The 15,453-nt window shown below is 62.9% G+C and carries 10 protein-coding genes; 3 read left to right on the plus strand and 7 right to left on the minus strand.

The features are described from left to right. Window positions 1-23: 23 nt before the first annotated feature. From H7687_RS00910 to H7687_RS00935, 6 genes are all read right to left on the minus strand, one after another. Window positions 24-1,034 carry a 4Fe-4S dicluster domain-containing protein gene (locus H7687_RS00910; protein ID WP_183344151.1) on the minus strand — a complete coding sequence of 337 codons (1,011 nt, stop codon included), beginning with the start codon at window positions 1,032-1,034 and terminating at the stop codon, window positions 24-26. 210 nt (window positions 1,035-1,244) lie between these two features. Beyond that, window positions 1,245-2,189: a ferredoxin family protein gene (locus H7687_RS00915; RefSeq protein ID WP_183344153.1), complete on the minus strand. Its 945-nt coding sequence runs from the start codon at window positions 2,187-2,189 to the stop codon at window positions 1,245-1,247. Between the two features lie 163 nt (window positions 2,190-2,352). Beyond that, complete coding sequence (locus tag H7687_RS00920) at window positions 2,353-2,886, minus strand: hydrogenase iron-sulfur subunit (RefSeq protein ID WP_183344155.1); 534 nt, start codon at window positions 2,884-2,886, stop codon at window positions 2,353-2,355. A gap of 258 nt (window positions 2,887-3,144) precedes the next feature. Next, window positions 3,145-5,142, minus strand: coding sequence for a CoB--CoM heterodisulfide reductase iron-sulfur subunit A family protein (locus H7687_RS00925; protein ID WP_183344157.1), 1,998 nt, complete (start codon window positions 5,140-5,142; stop codon window positions 3,145-3,147). 33 nt (window positions 5,143-5,175) lie between these two features. After that, window positions 5,176-6,129, minus strand: coding sequence for a CoB--CoM heterodisulfide reductase iron-sulfur subunit B family protein (locus tag H7687_RS00930; protein WP_183344159.1), 954 nt, complete (start codon window positions 6,127-6,129; stop codon window positions 5,176-5,178). Then, entirely contained in the window at window positions 6,126-6,710 is a 585-nt protein-coding gene (locus H7687_RS00935; RefSeq protein ID WP_183344161.1) for a 4Fe-4S dicluster domain-containing protein, read from the minus strand. Before H7687_RS00935 ends, H7687_RS00930 begins: the two co-directional genes overlap by 4 nt. Window positions 6,711-7,288: 578 nt before the next feature. Here H7687_RS00935 and H7687_RS00940 point away from each other — a divergent pair. From H7687_RS00940 to selB, 3 genes are all read left to right on the plus strand, one after another. Next, on the plus strand, window positions 7,289-8,998 hold the full coding sequence (locus H7687_RS00940) for an ABC transporter ATP-binding protein (protein WP_183345986.1): 1,710 nt from the start codon (window positions 7,289-7,291) through the stop codon (window positions 8,996-8,998). A gap of 155 nt (window positions 8,999-9,153) precedes the next feature. Further along, a complete protein-coding gene (locus H7687_RS00945; RefSeq protein ID WP_183344162.1) occupies window positions 9,154-10,959 on the plus strand; it encodes an ABC transporter ATP-binding protein in 1,806 nt (601 codons plus the stop codon). Window positions 10,960-11,222: 263 nt separating this feature from the next. Then, window positions 11,223-13,133, plus strand: a complete 1,911-nt coding sequence (gene selB, locus H7687_RS00950; protein WP_183344165.1) for a selenocysteine-specific translation elongation factor — start codon at window positions 11,223-11,225, stop codon at window positions 13,131-13,133. A 224-nt stretch (window positions 13,134-13,357) separates the two neighbouring features. Here the strand turns inward: selB and H7687_RS00955 are convergent, their stop codons facing one another. Next, window positions 13,358-15,310 (minus strand): TraB/GumN family protein, encoded by a 1,953-nt coding sequence (locus H7687_RS00955; RefSeq protein ID WP_183344167.1) that lies wholly within the window; start codon window positions 15,308-15,310, stop codon window positions 13,358-13,360. Window positions 15,311-15,453 lie beyond the last annotated feature (143 nt).

Below are 15,453 nucleotides of genomic sequence, written 5' to 3' on the forward strand. Positions count from 1 at the left end.
TATCCCCTTTATCCCTGTTCGTTTTAGTCTTGCTTGGTGTTGATGGTCTCCAGGATTTCCGCGATGTCGATGCCGACCGGGCAGGCGCGGATGCAGCGGCCGCAGCCGGTGCAAAGGGTCTTGCCGAACTTGTCGTCGTAGTACTTGAACTTGTGCATGATCCGGTTCCGGTAGCGCTTGTTCTGTACGTCGCGCGGGTTATGACCGGAAGCGTGGTTGGTGAACTTGGCGAAACCGCAGGCGTCCCAGTGCTTGCGCCTGACGCCGTCGTCGGTGCTCCCCTCGTCGTTGATGTCGAAGCAGTGGCAGGCCGGACAGATGAAGGCGCAGGCGCCGCAGCCGACGCAGATATCGGCGATCTTCTCCCAGAGCGGGTTCTCGAAGTGCTCTTCCAGCCACTTCTTGATCTTGACCAGGTCGAGCTTGGCGACGGCCTGGTCGACGAAGGGTTTCGGCTCGGCGCCCGCCCCCTCCGCGAACAGGTTTTGGTGCGCTGCCACCAGGGCCTGACCTTTTTCCGTCACCGCATTGCAGGCGTAGGAGCCGTCCTTGAGCGGGGTCAGGAACAGGTCGCTCCCCGCCTCGGCATCCGGCGCCAGCCCGACCGCGCGGCAGAAGCAGGCATCGTCACCCTTGGTGCAGGCGATGCCGACGATGGTGCTCTTGCGGCGACGCTCCAGGTAGAACTCGTCCTTGTAATCCCAGGACATTACCGCGTCCAGGATGGCGGGGGAGCCGGCGTCACAGGGGGGTGCGCCGATCAGGACCGCCTCCGGGAACTTGGAGCGGTCCACATCCTTTACCTTCATGGCGCCGTTTTCCCGCTTGTAGGAGAGGATGTCCTCGCAGATGGGGAAGAACAGCTCCTTGGAGGAGCGGCGCGGCAGCGCGTCGAGGGTGAGGTCGGCGCCTGCGGTCAGCGGTTCATAGAGCACCACCGACCCGGACAGCTTCGGGCCCACCACGAGTTTGGCTTCCTTGACCAGGAGGTCGATCAGATTGCGAAGGTTCTGTTCCGTAATGATCTGCGGCATAGGGTTGTCTCTTTTGTTGGCCTTTCCCCCTCGCCCTCCGAACCTTCGCAGACCAGGGCTTCGGTCCGCAAGCGGGAGAGGGGCAGGGGTGAGGGCGCTGCTGACTGTTGTAATGCTGCTGAGTTCTTAAACTCGTCCGGCGCCTCGCCCTCACCCCGACCCTCTCCCAAAGGGCGAGGGGGAGTCTGACAGAGGCCGGGACAGTTGCGGCTACTTGATAAACGACTGGTCGTCGTTTTCCTTGTACTCGTTCAGCGGCCCCTTATCCACCGGCGTGAGCCCGGCCTCGAAGTCGTAGAGCTCCTTCAGCTCTTGCGCCATGCGGCGGTTCAGCAGGTTGAGCGGGATGTCCATCGGGCAGACGCGCTCGCACTCGGCGCAGCCGCCGCAGCGACCGGCAAGATGCATGGCGCGCACCAGGTGCCAGGCCATGTTGCCTGCGGGACGGGGTGAGTTTTCCACCGCCTGCGGCCGGTTCTTGTCGCACAGGCACTGCTCGCAGTAGCAGAAGGGGCAGACCTGGCGGCAGGCCATGCAGCGGATACAGCGCGAGAAGTGCTCCTTCCAGAACGCCCAACGCTCCGCCTGCGGCATCGCCTCGATGCGCGCCAACTCCTGCGCTTCCTCCGGTGTCAGATCGGCAAGTTCCGTGTGCGTGCCGGCGGCGACGTCAGCCCCCTCCGGCATGTGCACCGTGCACTCCCGGCACTTGCGGGCGATGTTGGCGTCGGTAAGGGTGCCGGTGCGCTCAACGCCGAAGCCGTACACGCCGGGGCAGACTACGCCGATGATGAAGAGGTCCTCGCGCTGGAGCTGCGATTCAGTCATCAGGCCGGCCAGCGCGCGCATGTCGCATCCCTTGGCGACGATGCCGACCTTGCCCTGCTTGAGCACCCCTTTCTTGGCCTTGGTGAGGTAGACCGAGAGGTTGTTGACGCAGGCGGGGGAGAAGATGAGCTTTTCCGCCTCTTCCACCGTGGTGACCAGTGCCGGGCTGGCGGTCCCTTTGCGGCGGCCGGGGAGGTAGCCCACCACGCCCACCACCGTCTCATCCTTGAGGATCTTTGCCGCTTCCTTGCGGATGGCCTCGGTAATCGCCTGGTAGTAAGCCGGTTCGATGCTGGTCACGTGGTTTTTGTTTGCTTTAGCGTTCATGTCTGGTCCGTTGGCGCCGCGGCAGATGCCGGACGCAAGTTTTGTCGGTTGGGAAGGAAACCTCCCCCTCCCTAACCCTCCCCCTCCGGGGGAGGGGACTATGGCGCTTCTTCTTGCTCCTCCCCCCGGAGGGGGGAGGTTGGGAGGGGGGCTACCCAGTCAATCAGCCGATGCTGTCGTAGGCCTCTTTGAGCTCCGGGGTATTGATGGCGCCGGACTTGTCCACCGTAGCCTCGGCGAAGGTGGACCACTGCTCCTCGTGCTCGAGCTCCTTGAATTCCGGCATCGGCCCCATGGCGCGCACCCGTTCGGTAAGTTCGGTCACCACGTCGACCCACTTGCCCCCTTCGGCGGCCGAGACCCAGGAGAACTGGAGCCGGTTCAGGTCGACGCCTACGAAGTCGAGCAGGGCGCGGAACGCGGCGAAGCGGCGCCGGGCGTGGAAGTTGCCCGCCATGTAGTGGCAGTCGCCCGGGTGGCACCCGGAAACGAGCACCCCGTCCGCCCCCTTCTGGAAGGCGCGCAGGATGAACACCGGGTCGATCCTCCCGGTGCAGGGGAACTTGAGCACCCTGACGTTGGGCGGGTACTGCATCCGGCTGGTGCCCGCGAGGTCCGCCCCCGCGTAGGTGCACCAGGTGCAGACGAAGGCGACTATCTTCGGTTCGAAATCGTGCTTGATGTGCTCACCGTGCATGGAAAACCTCAAGATCGGTTCAACGTTCAAGGTTCAACGTTCGACACGTTTATAGCCCTGACGGAACGGAGTGTTTGGTGACTTGTACCGGTGCCGTAGCCGTTTCAGATCATGCCCCTCGAACGTTGAACGTAGAACGTTGAACGGGTTTTAAAGCCCTGACGGAACGGAGTGTTTGGTGACTTGTACCAGTGTAGTAGCCGTTTTAGGTTGCCGTCCCTCGAACGTTGAACGTTGAACCTTGAACGGTTTCTGCCGTTACAGCGCCTCTATCATCGCCATGATCTGCTCGTCGGTGTAGCCGTCGAGTTCGATGGACTTGGACGGGCAGGTGGCCTGGCAGGTGCCGCAGCCGCCGCAGACACCGGGGTTCACGTAGGCGACCTTCTTCACCAGGTTCCCCTGGCGATCCCGGATCTCCTTCTCCTCGATGGCGCCGTAGGCGCAGACCTTCTTGCAGGCGAAACAGCCGACGCAGTACTTTTCGTTCACCTTGGCGACCACCGGGTCTCGCTCCAGCTTGTCCTTGGCGAACAGCGTCATCACCTTGGCCGCCGCGGCGGAGGCCTGGCTCACCGTGTCCGGAATGTCCTTCGGCCCCTGGCAGGCGCCGGCGAGATAGATCCCGGCGGTGGCGCACTCGACCGGCTTCAGCTTGGCGTGGGCCTCGGAGTAGAAGTTGTACTTGTCATAGGAGATGCCGAGCTTCTGGGCCAGCAGATCGGCCCCGTCCTGCGGCTGCACCGCGGTGGCCAGCACCACGAGATCGGCCTCGATCTCGACCTGCACGCCGACCTGGATGTCGCTTCCCATCACCACGATCTTGTCGCCGCGCTGGTACATGCGGGACACCATCCCCCTGATGTAGACCGCTTCCTCTTCCTCGACGGCGCGGCGCCAGAACTCGTCGTACCCCTTGCCCGGAGTCCTCGCGTCCATGAAGAAGACGTAGGCCTGCCCGTCGTGCACCTTGTGGTGGTAGAGCATGGTGTGCTTCGCCGTGTACATGCAGCAGACCTTGGAGCAGTAGGAGATCCCTTTTTCCCTGGCGCGCGAGCCGACGCACTGGATGAAGACTACCTGCTTGGGCTCCTTGCCGTCCGAGGGCCTCAGGATCTTGCCGCCGGTAGGGCCGGAGGCGGAGGCGAGCCGCTCGAAGGTCATGCCGTCGATGATGTCGGGAATGGTGCCGTAGCCGAATTCGCCGTACCCCTGGATGGGACTCCCTTCGGGTTTCCTGTCGATGGTGTAGAGCTTGAAGCCGGTGGCCACCACGATGGCGCCCACGTCCTCGACGGTGAAAGTGTCCTGCTGCTCGTAGTCCACCGCGCCCGGCCCGCAGACCTTGGCGCAGACGCCGCATTTGCCGCTTTGGAACATGGTGCAGTTCTCGCGGTCGATCACCGGCGTGTTGGGGACCGCTTGCGGGAAGGGGACGTAGATGGCGGGGCGCATGCCGTGCCCCTGGTCGAACTCGTTGGGGATCTTCTTCTTCGGGCACTTGGTCATGCAGATGCCGCAGCCGGTGCACTTGGACTCGTCCACCGAGCGCGCCTTGTGCTTCACGGTCACCTGGAAGTTGCCGATGTAGCCGTCGACCTTCTCGATCTCGGAGTAGGTGAACAGGGTGATGTTCGGGTGGTTGGCCACGTCGACCATCTTCGGGGTCATGATGCACTGGGAGCAGTCGAGGGTCGGGAAGGTCTCGGAGAGCTGGGCCATGTGGCCGCCGATGGACGGTTCACGCTCGACCAGCACCACCTTGTGCCCGGCGTCGGCGATGTCGAGGGCCGCCTGGATGCCGGCGATGCCGCCACCGATCACTAGGGCGCGCTTGGTCACGGGAACGGTGATCGGGGCGAGGGATTTCCCTTTCCGGACCCTTTCCACCATCAGTTTCACGATGTCCTTGGCCTTGGCTGTCGCCATGTCCCGGTCCTCGTGGACCCAGGAACAGTGCTCGCGGATGTTGGCCATCTCGCACAGGTACGGGTTCAGTCCCGCCGCCTCGGCCGCCTTGCGGAAGGTCTTCTCGTGCATGCGCGGGCTGCACGCCGCCACCAGCACGCCGTCCAGCTTGTGCTCGGCGACCGCCTTCTTCAACAGGGTCTGCCCGGGGTCCGAGCACATGTACTTGTAATCGCAGGAGAAGGCGACGCCGGGGATCTCCCCCGCGGCCTTCGCCACCTGCTCCACATCCACCGTGCGGGAGATGTTCTCACCGCAGTGGCACACAAAAACGCCGATTCTGGACATAAGCTCCTCAATCCATGCGCTGCCGCCCGCGGGCTACAGCAGCTGTTTATCTCTCAACAGCGGTTTCGGGTCGGTGATAACGCTCTCGAAACCGAGGCTCTCCGAGGCAACCCCCATCGCCAGCGCCGCCAATTGGGTGACGTAGAAGATGGGGAGGTCGCGCTGGTCGGGGGCGCTGCCGCCGTGGAGTTCCGAGCCGAAGATGTTGCCGAACAGGGTGGAGTCGGGAGCGCCGAACGCTTCCTTGATCTCCTTCTGGCGGATGTCCAGGTTGCCGTGGCACAAGGGGCAGGCGACCATGATGCAGTCCGCGCCGGCGATGCGCGCCGATTCCAGGATGGCGTTGGAGAGTTTGAGCACCACGCCCGGACGGGACAGGGTGAAGTTCGCGCCGCAGCATTCCATGCGATGCGACCACTTGACCGGTTCGGCGCCCAGCGCGCGCAGGACGTCCTCCATGATGCTGGGGTCCTCGCAGTCGTCCAACTCCGGCACTCCCGGCGGCCGGGTGAGCAGGCAGCCGTAGTAGGGAGCGACCTTGAGCCCCATGAGCGGCTTCTTGACGCTCTCCTCCAGCTTGGCCAAGCCGTACTCGCGGGCCAGGATTTCCAGGATGTGCTTGACCGGCTTGTTCAGCGCGGCGGGGCCGTCGATGGCGACCTCGACCTGCTTTCTCTTGGTGTCGTCTTCTTTCAGGTGATGCTGGGTGGTTTTCAGGCGCGAGAAGCAGGCGGCGCAGGCGACGGCCAGATCCCCCTCGACCTCTTCGGCCAGGGAGAGGTTCTTGGCGCACAGCGACAGCGACAAGAGTTCGTCCACGTTATGGGCGGGGGTGGCCCCGCAGCAGAACCAATCCGGCACTTCCTTCAGCCCCACGTTGAGCGCCTTGAACAGCGCCCGGGTGGAGATATCGTATTCGCGCCCGGAAGCGTGCAGCGAGCACCCCGGGTAGTAGGAATAACTAAGACGTTTCTTGCCAGGTGTCACAGCGCCTCCCCTTTCTTGCGCATCTCCTCGATCCGCTTGAAGATCCCTTCGATCTCCGCGATGTTCTTGTTCTTGGAATGGAACATCTTCAGCTTGCCCTTGGAGATCAGCTTGGGCCCGAGCATGAGGTCCTTCAGGAACTGCCCGCTCTTCATGTTGAAGGCGGCGCCCAGGCGCAGTTCGTACTGGCGGCCGTAGGTGCGGATGTTCTCGATGAAGAGCCGGTTGGCGAGCTGCACGTAGCTTTCCTTGGAGGGGCCGTCGGCATCCCAGGAAAGTTTTCTCAGCGCGTCCATGATGGCGGCGAGATCGACCTTGTTGGGGCAGCGGGTGGTGCAGGTCTCGCAGGAAGCGCAGTACCAGATGGAGCGCCCGGCCAGAATGCGCTGCCCTTGCCCCAGCTGCAGCAGGCGCACCACCCGGTTGGGGGGATGCTCCATGAAGGTGGACATGGGGCAGCCTGCCGAGCACTTGCCGCACTGGAAGCAGCGCCGCACCGAACTGCCGGAGAGGGCCTCCACCTTCTTCACGAACCCGATGTTCATGGTCTCGTTGGAGAGGTGCATCAACTTGTTTTTCACTGCGGACCTCGTGACTGGTTCATGGTCGGGGACCATTTTGTTAATAAACAGTTCGAAATCATACGCCCATCGAAAGCGAAAGGGCAAGCGCTTTGTGACCGGCAGGCGTCATGTTGAAGAACGTTGTTTTAAAATGACCGAAATTTATGTCATACGAAAAATTGGAATGGACTATACGCCATTTTAAAACAAAAAAGCAAGCAATAGTTTTAGGTGGAACTGTCTGAAAAAGAAGAACTTTTATGAAGAAGGGCGGATAAATGAGTTTTTGCGACCATCTTCAGAGCCGCAAAAATGCCCGAAAAAGTGAAATTTTAGAACAAGGGGGCCCGTGTTATCTCTCGTCTCGGAAGTGCTTGAAGTAGCGCTGAAAGGGTTAAAAAATTCCGATCCGCGGCAAATCTCGCTGCACAGGCGTTTGGCGGGGTCAAAAGAGCATGTTTACGTTTTTTTAAAACAAGCGCCGTAAATCATTGGAATCGGCAAATACTTTGACAGGAAAAACGAAATGTAATAATACTGTCGGGGCGTTATCCGTGAGGTGGGCCATCAGCGAATTGAGAAGACTATACAGCTACATGCGCAATCGCCGGGGGGCCTACCTGCTGGGGGCCCTGCTGCTGGTGGGAACCAACCTGTGCGGGCTCGCCATCCCGTGGCTTCTGAAGCTGGCCATCGAGGCGCTGCAGGCTCCTGCAAAGGCGGGCTACACCCCTGCCCAGTACGGCGCCATGATCGCCGCGGCCGCCGTGGCCCAAGGGATCATCCGCGTCTTTTCCCGCACCACGCTCCTCAACGCGGGGCGCCGCATCGAGTACGAGCTGCGCGAGGACCTTTACTCCAAGCTGCTCACCCTCGATCGCACCTACTTTTCCAACTGGCGCACCGGCGACATCCTGTCCAGGCTGGCCAACGATCTCACCAACGTCCGGATGCTGCTCGGCTTCGGCGTCCTGAGCCTGCTTAACACCGTGGTGATCTACACCGCCGCCCTTATCCTGCTGACCCGGATCTCCCCCTTTCTCACCCTGTGCTCGGTACTTCCCTTCCCGGTCATGATCCTGATCGTGAAGCAGATGAGCGCCTCGATGTTCCGGATCTCCAAGCGGACGCAGGAGGCGCTGGCCCGGCTTACCACCCGGGTCGAGGAGAACGTCTCCGCCGCGGCGGTGGTGCGTGCCTACTGCCGGGAGGACGGTGAGATCGCGAGCTTTAGCGCCGTGTGCGACAGCTACAGCGATGCCAGCATGGCCATGGCCAAGATCCGCGGCATGATGCTGCCGGTGATGGCGGCGACCGGCGCCATCGGCACCCTGATCATTCTCTTTGTCGGCGGCAACCAGGTCATCAGCGGCAAGCTGACCCTGGGCGGCTTTGTCGCCTTCAACGGATACCTTGCCATGCTGGTGTGGCCCACCATCATGTTCGGCTGGATCCTGAACCTGGTGCAACGTGGCGCCGCGTCCATGACCCGGCTGGGCGAGATATTGAACGCCCACGCCGAGGTGGAGGAACCGGAGCAGCCGATCGATCCTGGTGAGATCAAGGGCGAGATCGAGTACCGCAACTTCAGCTTCAGCTACGGCAGCGCCGAGATGCTGCGCGGTATCGACCTGAAGATTGCAAGAGGCGCTCGCATCGGCATCGTCGGGGTGGTGGGGAGCGGCAAGTCGACCCTGGTGCGCATGGTCCCGCGGCTGTTCCCGGTGGCCGACGGCACCCTGTTCATCGACGGCATCGACCTCAACCGGCTGCCGATCAAGCGCGTTCGTGAAGCGGTCGGCTTCGTGCCCCAGGAAACCTTCCTCTTCTCGCGCTCCATCGCCCAGAACATCGGCTACGGCAAACCGGGGGCGACCCGGGAGGAGATCGAGCGTGCCGCGCGCATTGCCGGGCTTTCCGGAGATCTCACCCGTTTCCCCCAGGGGCTGGACACGCTGGTGGGAGAGCGGGGGGTGACGCTGTCCGGCGGGCAGAAGCAGCGGGTCTCCATCGCGAGGGCCCTCATCAAGGAGCCGAGCATACTGATACTGGACGATCCCCTTTCCGCCGTCGATGCCGACACCGAGGAGGAAATTCTCTCCGCGCTCTCCGGCTACTACGGCAAGAGGACCGTGCTGATCGTGTCGCATCGGTTGTCGCCGCTGCGCAACTGCGACCGGATCATCGTGCTGGAGCAGGGGAGCATCGTGGAAGAGGGGAGCCATGCGGAGCTGTTGGACCTCGGCGGCCGCTACGCCGCCATCCACAGGGAAGAGCAGCTCAAGGCGGAGATAGAGAGGCTTTAAGGCAAAAAACAATTTTTTAACGCAATGACGCAAAGGCGCAAAGAGAATCAAAACCTGAAACGACTTTGGGGTTTAAACGATTGATATTTTGGGTTTTCTTTGCGTCCTTGCGGCGTTGCGTTAAATATAAGCCTTTCAGGTGTTAAAGGAGCAGCATGCACTTCGGCGGGATTTATGAAGAGGAAGCAGTAGGTAAGGTGTACGACCGGCGCCTGATGGGGCGCTTTCTCGCCTACATCGTCCCCTATCGCCGCATGCTGGTGACGGCACTCCTTGTGCTCCCCCTGATCGCCGCCTCCAAACTCGCCCAGCCCTGGATCATCAAGGTCGCTATCGACGAACACATCGTGAAGGGACGCATGGAGGGCCTCCCGACCCTCGCGGCCGCCTTCCTCGTCGTCATCTTCGCGGAATCGATCCTCATGTTCGCCCAGGTCTACCTGCTGCAGTGGGTGGGGCAACGGGTCATGTACGACATCAGGGTCAAGCTCTTCAGCCACATCCAGCGCCTCTCCACTCGCTTCTTCGACCAGACCCCGGTCGGTAGCCTCGTGTCCCGGCTCACCAGCGACATCGAGGTGCTGGGCGAGATGTTCGCCGCCGGCATCGTGACGGTGGTCGGGGACATCCTGGTGCTGGCGGGCATCGTCGGCATCATGCTCTGGATGAACGTGCAGCTTTCGCTGGTCACCTTCTCGGTGCTGCCGGTGCTGATCTGGGTTGCCTTCGCCTTCCGCAAATGGATGCGGCTCGCCTTCCGCCAGGTGCGCGCGCGCCAGGCGAACCTCTCCGCCTTCCTCGCCGAGAGCATCGGCGGCATGGCAGTGGTGCAACTCTTCAATCGCGAGCGGGAGGAGGCGGAGGAGTTCCGCAGGCTCAACGCCTCCTACGTCGAGGCCAATCTCCCCGTGATCACCTGGGACGCCGCCCTCTACGCGGTGGTGGAATCGCTCTCCTCGGTTGCCGTGGCGCTGATCATCTGGTACGGCGGCGGCGAGATCGTCAAGGGCACCCTCTCCTTCGGTTCGCTGGTCGCCTTCATCCAGTACATAGAGAAATTCTTCTCCCCGATTCGCGACCTCTCCGCGAAGTATTCCATCATGCAGGGGGCGATGGCCTCGCTGGAAAGGATCTTCGCGCTTTTGGACAACAACGACCGCGAGCCCGCGTCGATGCCGGCCCCGGAAGCAACGCCGGCGACGGCGCAGGCGTGCCAGGGATCTCCCGGGCACGCGCTGCAGAGTATCTGCTTCAACGACATCTGGTTCGCGTACAAGGACCGGGACTACGTGCTGAAAGAGTTCTCGCTGCAGATGAAGCGCGGTGAGAAAGTGGCGCTGGTGGGAGAGACCGGCGGGGGCAAGACCACGGTGACCCGGCTCCTGTCCCGGCTCTACGATGTCGAGCGCGGCTCCATCACCATCGACGGCACCGATATCCGGGAATTGCAGCTCCCGGCCCTGCGCAAGCGCATCGGCGTGGTGCTGCAGGATCCCTATCTCTTCTCCGGCACCATCGCCTACAACATTTCCCTAGGGGACCCCGAGGCGCTGAAAAGGGTGGAGCAGGCAGCGGCCGTGGTTGGCGCGGATCGCTTCATCCGGGAGCTGCCGAAGGGATACGACGAGGAGGTGCGCGAGCGCGGCGTGAACTTCTCCGCCGGCGAACGGCAGCTGATCTCGTTTGCCCGCGCGGTCGCCTTCGATCCGGAGATCCTGGTGCTGGACGAGGCCACGGCCAGCGTCGACACGGCGAGCGAGCGGCTGATCCAGCAGGGACTCGAGGGACTGATGCAGGGACGCACCACCTTGGTGGTGGCGCACCGGCTCTCCACCATCCGCGATGCCGACCGCATCGTCGTCATCCACCGCGGCGAGAAGGCCGAAGAGGGGACCCACGCCGAGCTCATGGCCGCGCAGGGGCTCTATTATCGGCTCTACCAGTTGCAGTTCAAGGATTAGCAGACTCGAGTCGTCCACCCCCTCGCCCTTCGGGAGAGGGGCAGGGGTGAGGGCGTTTGTTAACCGCCTCCATGCTGCACGCAAGCCGCCGCATGCCTATGGCATCGCCCTCACCCGCCTTCGCGGACCGAAGCGCTACGGCGCGCAGGCCCGGCCTACGGCCACCCTCTCCCGAAGGGAGAGGGGAAATGGGGCGACAGAAAGATTGACCTTTCATTCAAAAATTGAGATATAAGAAGCACTTTTTTCACGGAGCACCCCCCATGAAGCATCTCATTCTCGGCACCGCCGGACACATAGACCATGGCAAGACCTCGCTGGTGAAGGCGCTGACCGGCGTTGATACCGATCGCCTCAAAGAGGAGAAAGCCCGCGGCATCACCATCGAACTGGGCTTCGCCCACTTGGAACTCCCGGGAGACCTGCGCTTCGGCATCGTCGACGTTCCGGGCCACGAGCGCTTCGTGCGCACCATGGTCGCCGGCGTGGGCGGCATGGACCTGGTGCTGCTGGTGATCGCCGCGGACGAGGGGATCATGCCCCAGACCCGCGAGCACCTGGAGATCTGCCAGTTGCTGGGGGTGAAGCGGGGCATCGTGGTGCTCACCAAGAAGGACATGGTGGAACCGGACTGGCTCGACCTGGTCACCGAGGAGGTACGCGACTACCTCGCCGACAGCTTCCTCGCCGGTGCCCCCATCGTTTCCGTTTCCTCCCGCACCGGCGACGGTATCGAAAACCTGAAGGCGGAACTGACGAAGATGGCGAAGGAGATCGAGCAGAAGCGGGTCGACTCCCCCTTCCGGCTCCCGGTGGACCGCGTCTTTACCGTGACCGGTTTCGGCACCGTCGTTACCGGCACGCTCCTCTCCGGTGCCGTCACGGTCGGCGACGAGGTGGAAATCCTCCCCTCCGGCATCGCCTGCCGCGTGCGCGGCGTGCAGTCTTTCGGCTCCAAGGTGGAAAAGGGCGGCGCGGGCGAAAGGCTCGCGGTGAACCTGCAGGGTGTGGACCACACCGACGTGCAGCGCGGTGACGTGGTGGTTCCCAAGGGACTCTACAAGCCGACCAGCGCCGTCGACGTCCGGCTCAACTACCTCGCCTCCATGGGCAAGGATTTGAAGCACCGCGCCGGTGTCCGTCTGCACTCGGCCACCTATGAGGTTCCTGCCAAGGTGATCCTGTTCGATCGCGACTCTCTCCAGCCCGGTGACAGCGCCTACGTGCAACTGCGCCTCGACCACCCGGTACTGCTCTTGCCGGGCGACCCGTTCGTGCTGCGCACCTACTCCCCCCAGGCCACCCTGGGCGGCGGCACCGTTCTGGACCCCGCCCCGCCGCGCCGTCGCCGCCGTTCAGCAGAGGCACTCGCTCTTCTGGAGGCAGCCGAATCCGGTGTGGACCAGGAGCGCATCCGGCTGCTGGTCGAGTCGTCGCTGCTCTCCGGGATCTCCATCCAGGAGATGGTGAACCGTTCCGGGATGTCCGGAAAAAGGATCGAAGCCGCCCTGGCGCCCCTGCTTTCCAGCGGAGCGGTGCTTCAGGTGGTCAAGGAGCCGCGCATCTTCCTCAGCAAGGACGCCTTCGCGCAGTTGAAGCAGAGGCTTTCCGAGGAGTTGCACGAGTACCTCCGGGAAAACCCGATGCAGGAAGGCATCGGCAAGGAGGAACTGAAATCCCGGATACCCAGGCGCAGCGACGCGCGCTTCTTCGGGCCGGTGCTGGCGAGCCTGGAAAAGGACGGGCTGGCGCTATCCGATCGTGAACTGGTGAAGCTCCCCGGGCGCAAGGTCGGCGTGACCCAGGACCAGGCCAGCGTGCAGCGCGCCCTGGAAGAGGCGCTGACCAAGGCATGGTTCGAGCCCCCCACCCTGAAGGAGCTGTGCGACCTGGTGGGCGCTACCGAGAAGCAGGTGCTCGATCACGCCAACATGATGTTCCGCGAGGGGAGGGTGGCCAAGATCAAGGGAGACATCTTCTATGCCCCCGGTGCCGTCAACGAGTTGCGGGACAAGCTGGTGGCGCATCTGAAGGAGAAGGGAGAGATCACCCCGCCGGAGTTCCGCGACATCACCGGGTTGTCCAGGAAGTTCATGATCCCGCTTTTGGAGTACTTCGACCAGGAAAAGCTCACCATCCGCATGGGGGACAAGAGGGTGTTGAGGAAGGGGTAGGAGAAGCAGATTAAGACTGAGATTAAGACTAAGGAAAAAGATAAAGGCCCTGCGGTTCGAGGGCCTTTGTCTTTTTTAGGGGGGGCTCCCCTTTGGGCGCGCGTGCTGGGCGAATGATTATTCGCCCCTACAAACCGTGCCCTGCGCGATGGCTATACACCCATACAAAAACATGTCCACCTGTAGGGGCAAATAATCATTCGCCCGTCCACCGCCCTACCTTCTTACCAAATATAATCCTTGGCGATATCCCGCTTGTCCCGCCCGTAGAGGATGTGGAAGGCGCGCAGCTTCTTGAGGGCGACGGGGGAGAGGCTGCCCAGCGGCAGGTAGATGATCCTCTTGCCCAGCCGCGCCGCGTGCTGCTTCATGAAACTTCTGGGGGGCTTGGCGGCGGCGTACACCACGTCCTTTTCCAGCGAATAGTCGAGCGCCGCCATGAGCAGGTGCTCCGACTTGCCGAGCGCGTACCGGTAGTCGGGGTCGTGCCAGACGTCCACCATGCGCCGCGGCGGGTAGCTCAATAAAAATCCGCCGTACTCGCAGCGCGAAATCCCGGGTCCCACGATGTTGTCGGTAGGCGGCGTGGCGTAGAAGGCCATGTCGGACTCCTGCGCGTGCTCGCCCAGCCACGTCATGCAGTACGGGTACTTGGTCCCTTCCTTGTCCTCGTCGAGGATCACCACCACGCATCCGACGCCGCTCTTCTGCCGCTTGTTCTCCCGGACGTAAATCTTCCCTTCGTGAATGTTGCGCAACGTCTCGCGCATGTCGATCCCGTCCAGAAGCGACGAACTGAACGGCTCGGACTTGCTCGCCTCCTCGCTCAACTGCCGGGCCCCGATCCGCTTCAGGTTGCGGCCGTATTCCTCGATGCTGACATCCTCGGGGGGGAAGGAGCAGATGTACGGGTCGTCGAACCCCTCCAGCCAGTCGCCGGGCCGCTTCTCCTTCTTGCGGTTCATCATCTTGAGCCGCGAGAGCCCCTTGGCGCGCACCTGCTCGCGCGGGCGGAACCTGATCCTCTTGGTGGCGGACCAGAGCTCGGCGGCGGAAAGGCGCAGGGTGGGGATGTCGCTCGCCTCCTTCTGCCAGGGGTAGTGGGCGGCCAGCCGGAAGAAGGCGTAGGCGAAGTTGTCATCCAGGCAGCCGCGCGCGGCGGCGAGCATCTGGAACAGGTCCGGGAGCAGCATGCGCGACAACAGCGCATAGTTGCGGGCAAAGCGAAAGAAGGCCCGCTTCTGCCAGAAGTGCACCTTGTCGCCGGTCTCCTGCCGGTAGTGTCGCGCAGCTTCCAAAAAGAGCCGCAGCATGATCTTCTGCCGGTCGGGCAGTTCCCCTTCGGGCCCGATGCGATGCGCGCTTCTCTGCACCGATTCGGCCAGCGCCTCCTCTTCCGGGATGCTCTGCTTTCCGCCCAGGATCAGCTCGAAGGCGTTGAAGCTTTTTCTCAGCGAAGGGCCGCCGGGAGCGGGTTCAGGGGGGAGGGGAGAGCGCCTGGTCTCGTAGAGGGCGGAAAGGAACGGGTACTCGGCCAGCACCTCGTGGCAGCATTCCGGGTGCAGGTTGAAGATGGTGATCCCCTCGCGGCGGGTGCGGGTGAGGGGCTGGGCCTGCGGTGCGTCGAAATCACGCCGGATCCGCTCCAGGTGCGCCATGCCGCAGATGAAGAGGACGCGCTCGTGCTGCTGGGAAAGCTGCCGCAGGCGGTAGGCCATGCCGCGCTCCCGGCGCAGGTCCTCCTCTCCTGGCGGGATATCCCGGTACAGTTTGGCGACTTCGCGGTAGAACGGCTCCAGGCCGATGCGCTGCACCGAGTAGGAATCGGGGAGTTGTTCCGGGTGGGCAGGGTAGGAGTCGAGGTCGATGTCGACCAGGTGCAGCGGGACTTGGTGCTCGAGGGCGAGCCGCGCCCCCTCGATCAGGGGATCGGCCGGCTCGATGATGAGGAAGACGGACTGGGCGGCGACGTGGTAGGCGAGCACCGAGATTTCCGGCAGGCGCCGCACGCCGCGCAGGAACTGCTGCTCCAGCGTTTGCGGGAGCTCCAGCGCGATGCAGTCCGGCTTTACAGTCTCAAACGCCTCCCGCACCAGGTGGGCGAACTCCATCCGGTAGTGCAGGATGGGGAGGGCGTGGACGTTGCCGAATTGTTCCAGGTAGAGTCGGTCGGACATAAGTTAGATGTATGGCTCTAGATAAAGCTGCCGCTAGTAGTTGTCCACTCCCCTCGCCCTCCGGGAGAGGGGCAGGGGTGAGGGTGCTGCCAGCTCCACCTCTTTCCCTTTGTGGCGTCTCCCTCACCCGGCCTGCGGCCACC

Origin of the sequence: Geomonas paludis, from assembly GCF_014193585.1 — a bacterium.
Taxonomy (GTDB): domain Bacteria; phylum Desulfobacterota; class Desulfuromonadia; order Geobacterales; family Geobacteraceae; genus Geomonas; species Geomonas paludis.

Excerpts from the sequence above, each read along its gene's own strand:
- H7687_RS00910 (WP_183344151.1), bottom strand. The coding sequence starts at position 1,034 with ATGCCGCAGATCATTACGGAACAGAACCTTCGCAATCTGATCGACCTC.
- H7687_RS00915 (WP_183344153.1), bottom strand. The coding sequence starts at position 2,189 with ATGAACGCTAAAGCAAACAAAAACCACGTGACCAGCATCGAACCGGCT.
- H7687_RS00920 (WP_183344155.1), bottom strand. The coding sequence starts at position 2,886 with ATGCACGGTGAGCACATCAAGCACGATTTCGAACCGAAGATAGTCGCC.
- H7687_RS00925 (WP_183344157.1), bottom strand. The coding sequence starts at position 5,142 with ATGTCCAGAATCGGCGTTTTTGTGTGCCACTGCGGTGAGAACATCTCC.
- H7687_RS00940 (WP_183345986.1), top strand. The coding sequence starts at position 7,289 with ATGCGCAATCGCCGGGGGGCCTACCTGCTGGGGGCCCTGCTGCTGGTG.
- H7687_RS00945 (WP_183344162.1), top strand. The coding sequence starts at position 9,154 with ATGCACTTCGGCGGGATTTATGAAGAGGAAGCAGTAGGTAAGGTGTAC.
- selB (WP_183344165.1), top strand. The coding sequence starts at position 11,223 with ATGAAGCATCTCATTCTCGGCACCGCCGGACACATAGACCATGGCAAG.
- H7687_RS00955 (WP_183344167.1), bottom strand. The coding sequence starts at position 15,310 with ATGTCCGACCGACTCTACCTGGAACAATTCGGCAACGTCCACGCCCTC.